Genomic DNA, 12,935 nt, shown 5'->3' with positions numbered 1-12,935 from the left:
GCGCAATGATGAAGGACATGAGTCGCCGATGAGCCCGATGCTTTCCCGCCGTACCCTGATCGCAGCCCTTGCGGCGAGTCCGGCGCTTGCGGCCCTGCCCGCCCTCGCGGCCGACGACAAGGTCAGCCTCCTCGAGTTGGCCGTTCCCGGCCCCATCCCCGATATCGCGCTCGGCAAGCCGGATGCACCGGTGAAGGTCTATGAATATGCCTCGATGACCTGCCCCCATTGCGCCCGCTTCGCCAAGGACGTGTTCCCGGGGATCAAGGAAAAATATATCGACACCGGCAAGGTGCTGTGGACGATGCGCGAGTTCCCGCTCGACCCGCGCGCCACCGCTGCCTTCATGCTGGCGCGCTGCGTGGCCAAGGATGCGCCGCCGGAGAAATATTACACCATGCTCGACGTCCTGTTCTCGCAGCAGGAGAGCTGGGCGTTCGTCAATGACGCCAAGCAGGTGCTTCCCGCCCTGTTCGGCATTGCCAAGCAGTCCGGTTTTACACAGGAACAGTTCCAGGCCTGCTTGAAAGACCAGGCGCTCTATGCTGGCGTAAATGCCGTGAAGGAGCGTGGTTCTTCGGCTTTCGGTATCGATGGCACGCCGACCTTCTTCATCAACGGTATCAGGAAGGGCGGCGAGATCACGGTCGACGAGTTCTCCAAGATCGTCGATCCGTTCCTCAAATCCTGAAAGCAGTCCCGGCCCCGCCGGACTGCGGGGTGATGGATGAAACTAACCAAGCTCAGGCTTCTCGGCTTCAAGTCGTTCGTCGAACCGACGGATTTCCTGATCGAACCCGGTCTGACCGGCGTGGTCGGGCCGAACGGGTGCGGCAAGTCGAACCTTGTCGAAGCCCTGCGCTGGGTGATGGGCGAGAGCAGCCACAAGAATCTGCGTGCCGCCGAGATGGACGACGTCATCTTCGGCGGCTCCGGCAACCGGCCGCCGCGCAACATGGCCGAGGTGATGCTGACGGTCGAGAACAAGGACCGCACCGCCCCGGCTGCCTTCAACGACGCCGACATTCTGGAAATCTCCCGCCGGATCGAGCGTGATCGCGGCTCCAATTACCGCATCAACGGCCGGGAGGTGCGCGCCCGCGACGTACAGCTCATCTTCGCCGACGCTTCCACCGGTGCACGCTCGCCCGCCATGGTGCGCCAGGGCCAGATCGCCGAGCTCATTGCCGCCAAGCCGCAGTCGCGCCGCCGTATCCTCGAAGAAGCCGCCGGCATCTCCGGCCTGCATACGCGCCGCCACGAAGCGGAATTGCGGCTGAAGGCGGCCGAAAGCAATCTGGAGCGGCTCGAGGACGTGCTGACCCAGATCGAGACCCAGCTCGACAGCCTGAAGCGCCAGTCCCGCCAGGCCTTCCGCTATCGCGGCCTTTCCAACGAGATCCGGCAGGCCGAGGCCCTCATCTTCCACATTGCCTTCGAGGAAGCGGGGCGGCTGGTGATCGAGGCCGAGAAGCGACTGGATCTCGATACCCGCACCGTAGCCGAGCGCACGCGGGCACAGGCCGAGACAGCCCGTCTTGCCGCCATCGCCGCCCATGAGATGCCGCCCTTGCGCGACGCCGAGCATGCCGCCGGCACCGCTTTGCATCGCCTGGTGCTGGCGCGCGAACAACTGGAGCAGGAAGAGCGGCGCGCCGGCGAGCGGCGCATTGAGCTCGACCACCGTATCAAGCAGGCCGGCGCCGACATCACCCGCGAAAAATCGCTGATATCGGATGCCGGCACCATGCTGCAGCGCCTGAGGGCCGAGGCATCCGTCTTGAAGGCCGAGCAGGACGGCAGTGGGGAACGTGCCGCCGAGGCCGCTGGCCTGTTGCGGGACGCCGAGGCCGTCTTGGCCGAGCAGGAGAAGGCGATGGGCGAGGCCCAGAGCGCCCTGGCCGAACTGCAGGCATCGCGCACCCAGGCCGAACGCAGCGAGCACGAGGCCGCGGAACGGGTCCTCCGCCTCGAACGCCAGCTCGCCGAGATCCGGCGCGAGAGCGAAACCCTGCGCGCCGGATCCAATGCCACGGCCGTCGCCGAAGCGTTGCAGCTTGAACTTGCCGCGCTGCAGGAGCGCCGTAGCCAGGCCGAACAGGCCGCCCTGGAAGCCGAGGCTGTTCATGCCGAGGCGCGCGAGGCCGAAGCCGCCACGCGAACGCCTCTCCAGGACGCCGAGCGTACGGCCAACCGCCTGGAAACCGAGGCGCGAACCCTGGCCAAGCTGGTGCTGACGCCGGCCGGCGCCAAATATCCCCCGATTGCCGATGCCCTCCAGGTCGCCAAGGGCTATGAGGTGGCGCTCGGCGCCGCCCTCGGCGAGGATATCGACGCGCCTGTCGATCTCGACGCGCCGGCGCACTGGTCGGGCGCCGCGGTCGCTGACGGCGACCCGGCTCTGCCCGCCGGAGCCGAGGCTCTGGCGAGCTTCGTCCAGGCTCCCGAAAACCTGGCGCGCCGCCTGGCCCAGATCGGCATCGTGGACAAGGCCGACGGCCACCGCCTCAAGGCCCTGCTCGCCCCCGGGCAGCGGCTGGTGAGCCGCGAAGGCGATCTTTGGCGCTGGGACGGCTTCGTGGCCGCCGCCGAGGCCCCCTCTCCCGCCGCCCGGCGCCTGGCCGAACGCAACCGTCTGGCCGAACTGGAAGAGCGCGCGCTCGAGGCGCGGGATGCCGTCGCTCCCCGTCGCCGCGAGGCCGAGATGGCGCAGACCGCTTCGCGCCAGGCCGCTGAGCGCGAGCGCACCACGCGCGACGCCTGGCGCAGCCTCAGCCGCGACGCCGACCAGCTGCGCGAGCGTGCCGTCGCGGCCGAGCGCCAGGCAGCCCAGCTCGCCAGCCGCCTCTCCGCCCTGGACGAAGCCGGCAACCGCCTCGGCAGCGATCTTGCCGAGGCGCGCGAGGCCTGCGAGCGGACAAGACAGACTTTGGCGGCACTGCCCGATGGCAGCGCCCTCAACGACCAGCTGCAGGAATTGCGCCATGGCGTCGCGGAAGGCCGCGCCGAGGTAGCCGAGACGCGCGCCCAGGCCCAGACGCTGGCACGCGAGGACGAGTTGCGCTCGCGGCGTCTTGCCGCCATCGAGCAGGAAAGCCAGTCCTGGACAGACCGCCAGGAGAATGGCGCGGCCCAGATCGAGACGCTGACCAGCCGCCTGACCGAACTGGAAATCGAACGGGCCGAGTTCGACGATGCCCCGGTCGTCTTCGCGGCACGACGGCGGGGCCTGATCGCGGAAACCGAGACGGCGGAAGAAGTGCGCAAGATTGCCGCCGACCGCCTGGCCGAAGCCGAGACCCGTCTGGCCCAGACCGATCGCCAGGGCCGCGAGGCGCTGGTCGCCCTGAGCCAGGCGCGCGAGGAGCAGGTGCGCGCGGAAGAAAAGCTCGACGCCCTGCGTGCGCGTCGCGCCCAGATCGTGGCCGAGATCGCGGAAGCCCTGAACGTCGCGCCGACGGGCCTCCTGAAGCTCGCCAATCTTGCGCCGGACGCCCCGATCCCCGATCGGCGCGTGGTCGAGCGCACGCTGGAGGACGCCAAGCGCGAGCGCGAGCGCCTTGGCGCCGTCAACCTCAGGGCCGAGGACGAGCAGAAGGACGTGCAGACCCAGCTCGATGGCCTCGTCAGCGAACGGGACGATCTGGTCGAGGCCATCAAACGCCTGCGCCAGGCGATTGCCGGCCTCAACCGCGAAGGGCGCGAGAGGCTGCTCGCCGCCTTCGACGTGGTCAACGGCCACTTCCAGCGCCTGTTCCAAACCCTGTTCGGCGGCGGCACGGCCGAGTTGCAGCTCACCGAGTCGGACGATCCCCTCGAAGCTGGCCTGGAAATGCTGGCCCGTCCGCCCGGCAAGAAGCCGCAGACCCTGTCCCTGCTCTCGGGCGGCGAGCAGGCCCTCACGGCGATGGCGCTGATCTTTGCGGTGTTTCTCACCAATCCGGCACCGATCTGCGTGCTCGACGAAGTCGATGCGCCGCTTGATGACGCCAATGTGGAGCGCTTCTGCGATCTTCTCGACGCGATGATTCGCGAAACCGAGACGCGTTTCGTCACCATCACCCACAACCCGATCACCATGTCGCGCCAGAATCGCCTGTTCGGCGTCACCATGGCCGAACGCGGCGTCAGCCAACTCGTCTCGGTCAATCTGAGCGAAGCCGAGAAGTTCCTGGAAGCGGTGTAGGCGTTCGGGATAGCAGGACTGTCGAGCACCAAGGGCGCCTCGGTCGAGGCAGGACTGGTGGGTCGATCTCCTGATCGACCATCTTAGAACAGCTGTACCTGAAAAAGGCGAAGAGGGTCGATCTGGAGATCGACCCTCCAGGCTCCGAATTGCTCTTGCCGAATCCATAAGCAAGTGCTTATGTGTTTTGCATGATGCAGACGAACCTCTTCCGGGCCCTCGCCGACCCCACCCGCCGCGCCGTGTTCGAACGGCTGGCGGGCGGCGAGATGAGCGTTTCACAGATCAAGGCCGGCTTCGAGATTTCCCAGCCGGCGATCTCGCAGCATCTGGCCGTGCTGCGCGAGGCGGGCCTGGTGGCCGAGCGGCGCGAGGGTCGCATGGTGCATTACCGTGCCGCCCCCCAGGCGCTCGCCCCGCTGGCCGACTGGGTCGACCGCTACGCGAGCTTCTGGCCTGGACGCATCGACCGGCTCAAGGCCGTGCTGAAGGAGATGGACCAATGACGATCCTGAGCGACGCGACGATCAAAGGCGCGAAGGACAAGACAGCGCCGGACGATCTTCACTTCGAAAGCCTGCTGGAAGCACCGCCCGCCAAGGTCTGGCGTGCCCTCACCATTCCCGATTACGTCGCCGCCTGGCTGACGCCGGCCGAGGACGGGACGGGTGCTCCCCGTTCACCGCGACGGGAGTCGAAAGAGCCCGAACTGGTCGATTGCCGCCTCCTTGCCGCCGAGGCCCCGCAAATACTGCGCTATGCCTGGAGCGAAAAGATGCAGGACCGCGTCCTCGACAGCGTCGTCACCTTCGAGCTCGTCCCCCATGGCGAAGGCTCCACGCTGCTGCGCATCACCCAGAGCAACTTCGTCCTGCGGCCCGTCGCCGCCAATCTCAACCAGCCGACCATGCTGCCAAAGGATTTTCCAGAAAAGTTGGCAGACTTTTCGATTAAGAAAATACGTCGAAACAAAGAGTCAGAGAAAAGTTGCGATCTAATCGGATCGCAACTGGCTCTCGCCGCCTGAGGAGCTCGTCATGAATTCCCTCGTCCCCATGGTGGTGGAGCAGTCCACCCGCGGCGAACGCGCCTTCGACATCTTCTCGCGCCTGCTGCGCGAGCGCATCATCTTCATCAACGGCCCTGTCGATGACGGCGTCTCCGCCCTGGTCTGCGCACAGCTCCTGTTCCTGGAAGCGGAGAATTCGAAGAAGGAGATCTCGCTCTACATCAACTCCCCGGGCGGATCGGTGACCAGCGGCTTCGCCATCTACGACACCATGCAGTTCATCAAGAGCCCGGTCTCGACGCTGTGCATGGGATCGGCCTTCTCGCTCGGCTCCTTCATCCTGATGGCCGGCACGGCCGGGCGCCGCTTCGCCCTGCCCAATGCCTCGATCATGGTGCACCAGCCCTCGGGCGGCTATCAGGGCCAGGCCAGCGACATGCTCATCCACGCCAACAACATCATCAAGTCGAGAGCCCGTCTCAACGGTCTGTACGCCCAGCATTGCGGCCGGACCGTCAGAGAAGTCGAGGCCGCCATGGATCGCGACAATTTCATGTCAGCCGACGAAGCCCAGGCCTGGGGCCTTGTCGACCACGTCGCATCGGAGCGCCAGGAAGCGGCTTAGAAAATGTCGAAGAAATAAGTGAACTGCTTCCGGACTGTCATCCCCGGCGAGCAAAGCGAGGGAAGGGGATCCAGGGGCTAGAGATCGAGCCCTTCAACCCCTTGATCCCCTTCCCTTCGCCCTCTCTCGCTTCGCTCAAGAGCGGCTCAGCCGGGGATGACAGCGGCACGTATCTACCCACGGTTCCAAAATGCGGATGGGGACGTCCGCGTTCCCAAGACGACCCGGCCATAGGTCAAAATGAGAACCGCTAACGACAAAGCTCGCACAAGCCCCCAATGACGTTTGAATGAGCCGCATTGCGCTTGTCAGCTCCTGATTCTCGCCCCCGTTTTGCCACCACAACCCATCTGTGGCGGCTCCGGGACGGCTTCAAGGCAGGCTTGTGCAGGCCTGCACGAGCAAATGTGACGCCGCAACCATGCCTTGTCCTGGAGCAAAGCGCGTTTGAGTGTAAGCGCATCTTTGCTCTCATTCTTTGGTTCAACGCGTCTTTGCGATTCTTGCCGATTCCGGCAAATCGCAAAACGCTTTGGCAGAAAAGCCGGCAGCCAACAGCCATTCTCCCCATTTTTTATTTATTCTCAAACACTTGGCATAATTCTGCCTCGCCTTGACACCGCAAGGGGGCCTGGGTATGGTCCCGCCGTTTTCAAGGGGGGCGTCCGGCTCAGTTTTGGCCGGCCAGGGAGCATGTTGCCGCAATGGCGAGCGACGAAGCGGACCAGGCCGGGAAATCCGGCAAAGACGAATCCCGCGAACGTGAATTGAACGAACGCTTGCGCCGTCTCGACGAGCGCCTCGGCTCCATCAAGGCCGGGGAAGAAGCCGAAACGGCCAAGGCGCGCAAGCAGGAGGGCGATCCTTCTGCGATCGGCAAGGCCATGCGCCTCTCGTCCGAGTTCGTCGGCGGCATCATCGCCGGTGGCTTGCTGGGATGGGTCGTGGATCGGTTTGTCGGTACTTCGCCGTGGGGGCTCATCATCTTTTTGATGCTTGGCTTCGGGGCAGGTATCCGGAACTTGTTGCGCGCCTCGAATATGTTGGGCAAAACGCCCGGCAAACAGGAATGATCCGGCGCCTTGCGCCACAATTGAAGACAGGGCCTGCCAGGCGATGCATAGTCCGATTACGCAGTTCGAGATCAAGCCGCTCTTCCATATCGGCAGCATCGCGTTCACCAATTCGGCTCTCTTCATGTTCCTGGCGGTGATCCTCATCGCGCTGGTGATGATTGCCACGACCTCTGCCCGCGCCACCGTGCCGGGCCGCTGGCAGTCCCTCGCCGAGACCTTCTATGAATTCGTGGCCGGCACCGTGCGCTCCTCGGCCGGGAACGAGGGCATGCGCTTCATGCCGCTGGTGTTCTCGCTGTTCATGTTCGTGCTGTTCTGCAACGTGCTCGGCCTGATTCCCGGCTTCTTCACCGTCACCAGCCACATCATCGTCACCTTCGCGCTGGCGGCCCTGGTGATCGCCACGGTGATCCTCTATGGTTTCTACAAGAACGGCGCCCACTTCCTGAAGCTGTTCGTACCCTCCGGCGTGCCGGCCGTGCTGCTGCCGCTGCTGGTGGCGATCGAGATCATCTCCTTCGTCTCGCGTCCGATCAGCCTCTCCGTCCGTCTCTTCGCCAACATGCTGGCCGGGCACATCGCGCTGAAGATCTTCGCAGGCTTCATCGTCATGCTCGCCAGCGCCGGCGCGCTGACGGCGATCCTTTCGCCCCTGCCCCTGCTTCTCGTGATCGCCCTAGTGGCGCTCGAAGTGCTGGTTGCCGTGCTGCAAGCCTATGTCTTCGCTACGCTGACCTGCATCTACCTCAATGACGCCCTTCATCCCGGCCATTGATCCCGTCTAAATCCAACAAAACCTACACCAACAGGAGTTCTCCATGGATCCCGTCGCAGCTAAGTATATCGGCGCTGGTCTCGCTTGCATCGGCATGGCCGGCGCTGGTATCGGCCTCGGCAACCTGTTCGGCCAGTTCCTCTCGGGCGCCCTGCGCAACCCGTCGGCTGCCGACGGCCAGCGCGGCACTCTGCTCCTTGGCTTCGCTCTGACCGAAGCTCTCGGCATCTTCTCGCTGCTCGTCGCTCTGCTGCTCCTCTTCGCAGTCTGATCCGCGCCAGCCACGCCGAACGGGACGGCTTTCGCGGTTTTTTCTAGAAATCGCGGGGCCGTCTGTCGTTTCAGTGGCTAAAGCGTTTTGCGATCTGGCGGTCCCGCCAAGAATCGCAAAGACGTGTCGAACCAAAGCGCTAGGGCAAACAAGCGTTTCCGTCCAAACGCGCTTTGCTCTAGAACTGGCAGCAATTCCATCTGTTTGTGGCTCAATCTGTTTGTAGCTTGGCCTGCAAAAACGTGAGTTCACATCCGTTGAAGGTGTTTCATGGCTGAAAGTCACGCAGGAACCGAGGTTCCCGGCGATGCACATGGGGCCAAGGGCGCATTTCCGCCCTTTGACAGCTCGTCCTTTGCCTCACAGCTTGTGTGGCTGGTCATCGCTTTCGGGCTTCTCTACATCCTGATGTCGAAGATCGCGCTCCCGCGCATCGCCGGCATCCTCTCCGAGCGGTCAGCTAAGATCGCGGCGGACCTTGCGGCTGCGCAGAAGGCGAAGGCGGACAGCGATGAGGCCGTGGCCTCATACCAGACCTCCCTCATCAAGGCTCGCGCCAAGGCCCAGAACATCGCGGCCGAAACCCGAGCTGCCGTGACTGCCGAAACGGACACCACCCGCAAGTCGCTCGAGGCCGATCTCTCGGCCAAGCTGGCAGCGGCGGAAGCCAAGATCCAGGCGACCAAGCAGACTGCCCTCGGCAACGTCAACGGCATCGCCGTCGACGCCACCACCGCCATCATCGAGCAATTGCTCGGCAAGGCCCCTGAGCCGCAGACGGTCCAGTCTGCCGTCAACACGGCCTTGGCTAACTAAGGGAGGCGGGCGTGATCGAATATTTCGCCGAGATGATCCATGAACTCTTCAACCCTGCCGGGCCCGAGTTCTACATCCTCATCGCCACGCTGATCTTCCTGGCCATCGCCTGGAAGCTCGGGGCCTTCGGCCAGATCGGCAAGGGCCTCGACGCCCGCGGCAATGCCGTGCGCGCCGAGCTCGAGCAGGCTCGCGCCTTGCGCGAGGAAGCCCAGAAGCTGCTGGCCGACTATCAGAAGAAGCAGAAGGAAGCGGAAGCCGAAGCTGCTGCGATGATCGAGGCCGCCAAGGCCGAGGCCGAGCGCTTCAAGGCCGAGCAGATCGCCAAGATCGAAGACTTCGTGGCGCGCCGCACCAAGCTTGCCGATCAGAAGATCGCCCAGGCCGAAACGTCGGCCGTCGCCGAGGTCAAGGCCGCCGCTGCCGATGCCGCCGTCAAGGCTGCCACCACGATCCTTGCCGACCAGCCGCCCGCCAGCACCGGCAATCTGATGTCGGCTGCCCTCAACGAGGTGCGCGCCAAGCTCAACTAAGCGGCCCGAACCGGACGCTGTTGAAAACCGCCCGAGCCCTCGGGCGGTTTTTTATTGTCCTGCTCGCGCCGCTGTCGCTTGGAAAGGCCGTGATCCGATGATAGGCCCGCTGCAGGGCCAGCGCGGGAGCCCGCGGATTGCCGAGCCCCAGCCGCGGATGCCGAAAATCATGAAGCGATTTGGACGTCTGGTCTTGCGTCAACCTGCTGTGTCCGATCTCGAACGGCATTTCGAGATCCACGGCGATCCGGCGACCAATCTTTACAATCCGGCGGGTCCGACCCCGAATATCGCAGCCAGCGAGCGGGCACTTACACGCTGGATCGAGCATTGGCGTCGGCACGGCTTCGGGACATGGGCGGTGGCGGCCGCAGACAATCCCGAACGCCTGATCGGCTTCGGCGGCGTCGGTTACCGAACCTATGGCAGCGAGGAACGCCTCAATCTCGGCTTTCGATTCGCCCCCGAAGCCTGGGGTAAGGGCCTAGCCACGGAACTCGGCCGTGCAGGCCTGGAACACGCCTTCGAGGACCTGGGCAGCGAGGCGGTCTTCGCGCTCGTCCGGCCGGCCAATCTCCCCTCGATCCGAACGCTCGAGAGACTGGCGATGCGCCGCGATGGCTTTCTCGACGATGTGCCGGGGCAAGCGCCGAGCCTCGTCTTTGTCATGACGGCCGAGGATTTTCGGGCGACGGCGAGCCGGTCCTGAAACCATGTAGATTTGGACGGCTGCGTCCGCGTCGAGGTTCCTTGGGGGTGATACATCCCCTCGTCCGGCTCAATAGCGTTCGCTAAAACACCATCGGAGTTTGCGCGAGCTATGTCCCCGGTCTTTACACTTGACCCGGCAATCCAGTCTCTTACCCGCCTGTCTGTGGCGCTGGATAGCCGGGTCAAGCCCGGCTATGACGAATTGAAGCGCTCTGCCCTTGCCTAAGTGAAACTCATCGCCCTCGTCCAGCCGCCCCTTCTCCCCCGAGGAGAGAAGGGGCTATACCCTGGTGGGGCGCTACAGGTCCGCCAGCGTCGCCTTCAATCGCTCGATCAGCAAGGCCGCATTCTCATGCGAGAACACCATGGGCGGGCGGATCTTCAGGCTGTGTCCCCGCAGGCCGGTGGCTGAGATCAGCACCTGGCGCTCGCGCAGGCCGTTGACGATGGCGGCGGCCGCTGCGGCGTCGGGGGCACCCTTGGCATCGACGATATCGGCGCCGATGAACAGCCCTGCCCCGCGCACTTCGCCGATACGGCCATCATGCCTGCCGAGATCCTCGATGCCGCGCTTGAGCGCCGCGCCGACATCACGGGCATTGGCGATCAGGCCTTCGTTCTCGATAACGTCGAGCACGGCCATGCCCACCGCGCAGGAGACGGGATTGCCGCCGAAGGTGTTGAAATAGCGCACCTCGCGCCCGAAGGCTTCGAGATGCTCGGGCCTCGCCGCCATGGCCGCCATCGGATGGCCATCGCCCATCGGCTTGCCCATGGTGACGAGATCGGGAACGATGTCATGCCGGGCAAAGCCCCACATGCCGGCGCCGGTACGGCCGAAGCCGGGCTGGACCTCGTCTGCGATGAACAGGCCGCCGACAGCGCGGATGGCCTCCACCGCCGGACGCAGGAAGCCCGGCGGGTCGGCGAAGACGCCGTCGCTGGAGAAGATGGTGTCGACCAGCAGCGCCGAAGGTCGGATGCCATGAACAGCCATATCGGCAATCGCCGCCTTCACGCCTTGCGCAAAGGCTTCGCCGGTCGTGTCGGCAGACGTGGGAGCAGGCACCACCCGCACCGTCTCGGCGATCGGCGCCCCCGCGCCGAGCGAGGGCGACATCTGGGCGAGCACATCCGTCACGCCATGATAGGCGTTCTGCGTGACGATGACGCCCGTACCGCCGGTCACAGCCTTGGCGACGCGCAAGGCCAGGTCGTTGGCCTCGCTGCCGGTGCAGGTGAACATGATGTTGGAGATCTCGGCCGGCATGGTCGCGACCAGCCGCTCGGCATAGTCGAGAATGCCGTCGGTGACGTAGCGCGTATGGGTGTTGAGCACCCCGGCCTGGCGCGCCAGCGCCGCCACCACATGCGGGTGGCAATGACCGACGCTGGCGACATTGTTGTAGGCGTCGAGATAGGCCGTGTCGTCGGGCCCGTAAAGCCAGACGCCCTCGCCCCTGACCACATGCACCGGATGGGCATAGAACAGACGATAGGCAGGGCCGAGCACGCGCCGGCGGCGCTCGATCAGGGCTGCCTCATCGGCGGCAAAGCCGGCCGTGTTGCTGGGATCGAAGGCATTGACCATGGTCATGAGAGGCGATCCTTGCTCAGGTAAAGGTGGAATTCGTCCGCCGCCTGGTTTGACGAGAGCGAGCGCGCGGCAGCCAATCCCGCCCAGGCCCGGCCGGCATTGCGCAGGATGTAGTCGCGATTGCCGGGCTCCAGCGTGCAGCGCCAGGCCGTGATAATGGCCGTCAGCGTCATGCGGCCGCAGATGAGATCGAACAGGCAGCCGATCTCATCGTCCTGTAGGGGCTGGATGCGGTTGTAACCGGCGACGAACTGCTTGACCGGCTCCAGGAAGTCCACCCCTTCCCCGACATGATAGGAGGCCGATACGCCCACCTCGTTGACCAGCGGGGCTCGCACCATGTCGCCGAAATCGATGATGCCGGCGAGCTGGTCCAACTCACCGTCGCGCCCCTGCCCGACCAGGATGTTGGAGGGGTTGAAGTCGTTATGAATCACCTGGGTTCGAAGCCCGGCCGTCAGGGGCAATGTGTGGGCCTCGAGCCGGTCCAGCACGGCGGTGACGAGGGCGCGAGCCTCCTCGTCCTCGACATGCACGACCAGCGGCCGCAGGCTGGGGGCGTGGGTGAGATCCCACAACAGGTCGGCCGGGCTGCCGGCATGCTCGAAACCGTCCAGGGCGCGGTCGAGCCGGGCAAGGCCGGCGCCGAGATTGCGGCGAAGCGCGGGGCCCCGTTCGAGCTTGGCCAGAGGCGTGCCGGGCAGATAGGTCAGCACGCGCACCAGGCGCGGCGGCTGCCCAGGCTCCTCAAGCCAGAAATAGGCTTCGCCGGCCTGCGTGCGCACGACCCGAGGTACCGGCAGGTCGGCATCCCTTCGGGCGATATGCAGCAGGGCCTCCGTCTGGAAATCGGTCACCGCCACATCTTCGGCCGGGTTGACGATCTTCAGGAGAAACTCGCGTCCGTCGCCCGCCAGGAGCTGGAAATTGTTGTCGCGCTCGCCGATCAGCGGGAAGGCTTCGACGTCGAGGCCGTAATGATCACGGATGATGGCCTCGGCACGTGCCTTGGAAACAGGCGGGGCCAGCGTTGAAAGAACGGTCGATGTCTGTGGAGGCGCCATGGCATCCCCCTCTCCCATCCCTCAGGCCTCGACGCAACCCCCGCATGGCGGGAGAGGCCGCGCAATGGTCGGTAAATCGACCAGGGTGCCTGCCTGTATGGATGTTTCGGCCATCAGGCCTCGGTTCTCAGAATGGCGCGCGATCATCCTTCCCCGACTTCGGGGAAGGTGCCGATGCGAAGCAGCGGCGGAAGGGGGAGAGTGGCGCCCATCTGTCAAATATGATCGACTGCGCCACTCTCCCCCACCCGACCCGGCTTTGCCGGGCCACC

The 12,935-nt window shown here is 64.9% G+C and carries 13 protein-coding genes; 11 read left to right on the top strand and 2 right to left on the bottom strand.

Annotated elements, in window-relative coordinates; genetic code table 11:
- Positions 1-28 precede the first annotated feature (28 nt).
- The 11 genes from ACN6KF_RS03090 to ACN6KF_RS03040 all read left to right on the top strand — a co-directional run bounded on the left by ACN6KF_RS03090 (position 29) and on the right by ACN6KF_RS03040 (position 10,000).
- Positions 29-691 (top strand): DsbA family protein, encoded by a 663-nt coding sequence (locus ACN6KF_RS03090; protein WP_434955419.1) that lies wholly within the window; start codon positions 29-31, stop codon positions 689-691.
- Between the two features lie 36 nt (positions 692-727).
- On the top strand, positions 728-4,186 hold the full coding sequence (smc, locus tag ACN6KF_RS03085; RefSeq protein WP_434955418.1) for a chromosome segregation protein SMC: 3,459 nt from the start codon (positions 728-730) through the stop codon (positions 4,184-4,186).
- 191 nt (positions 4,187-4,377) lie between these two features.
- A complete protein-coding gene (locus tag ACN6KF_RS03080) occupies positions 4,378-4,692 on the top strand; it encodes an ArsR/SmtB family transcription factor (protein ID WP_434955417.1) in 315 nt (104 codons plus the stop codon).
- Positions 4,689-5,213, top strand: a complete 525-nt coding sequence (locus ACN6KF_RS03075) for an SRPBCC family protein (protein ID WP_434955416.1) — start codon at positions 4,689-4,691, stop codon at positions 5,211-5,213. The genes ACN6KF_RS03080 and ACN6KF_RS03075 overlap by 4 nt, the downstream gene beginning before the upstream one ends.
- A 10-nt stretch (positions 5,214-5,223) precedes the next feature.
- On the top strand, positions 5,224-5,820 hold the full coding sequence (locus ACN6KF_RS03070) for an ATP-dependent Clp protease proteolytic subunit (RefSeq protein ID WP_434955415.1): 597 nt from the start codon (positions 5,224-5,226) through the stop codon (positions 5,818-5,820).
- 704 nt (positions 5,821-6,524) lie between these two features.
- Positions 6,525-6,893 (top strand): AtpZ/AtpI family protein, encoded by a 369-nt coding sequence (locus ACN6KF_RS03065; RefSeq protein WP_434955414.1) that lies wholly within the window; start codon positions 6,525-6,527, stop codon positions 6,891-6,893.
- A 43-nt stretch (positions 6,894-6,936) separates the two neighbouring features.
- Positions 6,937-7,671 carry a F0F1 ATP synthase subunit A gene (locus ACN6KF_RS03060; protein ID WP_434955413.1) on the top strand — a complete coding sequence of 245 codons (735 nt, stop codon included), beginning with the start codon at positions 6,937-6,939 and terminating at the stop codon, positions 7,669-7,671.
- Positions 7,672-7,714: 43 nt separating this feature from the next.
- On the top strand, positions 7,715-7,942 hold the full coding sequence (locus ACN6KF_RS03055) for a F0F1 ATP synthase subunit C (protein WP_068291855.1): 228 nt from the start codon (positions 7,715-7,717) through the stop codon (positions 7,940-7,942).
- Between the two features lie 270 nt (positions 7,943-8,212).
- Entirely contained in the window at positions 8,213-8,758 is a 546-nt protein-coding gene (locus ACN6KF_RS03050) for a F0F1 ATP synthase subunit B (RefSeq protein WP_434955412.1), read from the top strand.
- 32 nt (positions 8,759-8,790) lie between these two features.
- Positions 8,791-9,291, top strand: coding sequence for a F0F1 ATP synthase subunit B family protein (locus ACN6KF_RS03045; protein WP_149255299.1), 501 nt, complete (start codon positions 8,791-8,793; stop codon positions 9,289-9,291).
- Positions 9,292-9,484: 193 nt separating this feature from the next.
- Positions 9,485-10,000, top strand: a complete 516-nt coding sequence (locus ACN6KF_RS03040; protein ID WP_434955411.1) for a GNAT family N-acetyltransferase — start codon at positions 9,485-9,487, stop codon at positions 9,998-10,000.
- A 300-nt stretch (positions 10,001-10,300) separates the two neighbouring features.
- Here the strand turns inward: ACN6KF_RS03040 and ACN6KF_RS03035 are convergent, their stop codons facing one another.
- Together ACN6KF_RS03035 and ACN6KF_RS03030 are read right to left on the bottom strand one after the other, a co-directional pair.
- Positions 10,301-11,599 (bottom strand): aspartate aminotransferase family protein, encoded by a 1,299-nt coding sequence (locus ACN6KF_RS03035; protein ID WP_434955410.1) that lies wholly within the window; start codon positions 11,597-11,599, stop codon positions 10,301-10,303.
- Positions 11,596-12,663, bottom strand: a complete 1,068-nt coding sequence (locus tag ACN6KF_RS03030) for a phosphotransferase (RefSeq protein WP_434955409.1) — start codon at positions 12,661-12,663, stop codon at positions 11,596-11,598. The genes ACN6KF_RS03035 and ACN6KF_RS03030 overlap by 4 nt, the downstream gene beginning before the upstream one ends.
- Positions 12,664-12,935: the final 272 nt, after the last annotated feature.

This window comes from Labrys methylaminiphilus subsp. lupini, assembly GCF_051161885.1.
Classification (GTDB): domain Bacteria; phylum Pseudomonadota; class Alphaproteobacteria; order Rhizobiales; family Labraceae; genus Labrys.
The sequence above is the reverse complement of the archived record's forward strand: the minus strand, read 5'-3'. Positions and strand labels throughout refer to the sequence as shown.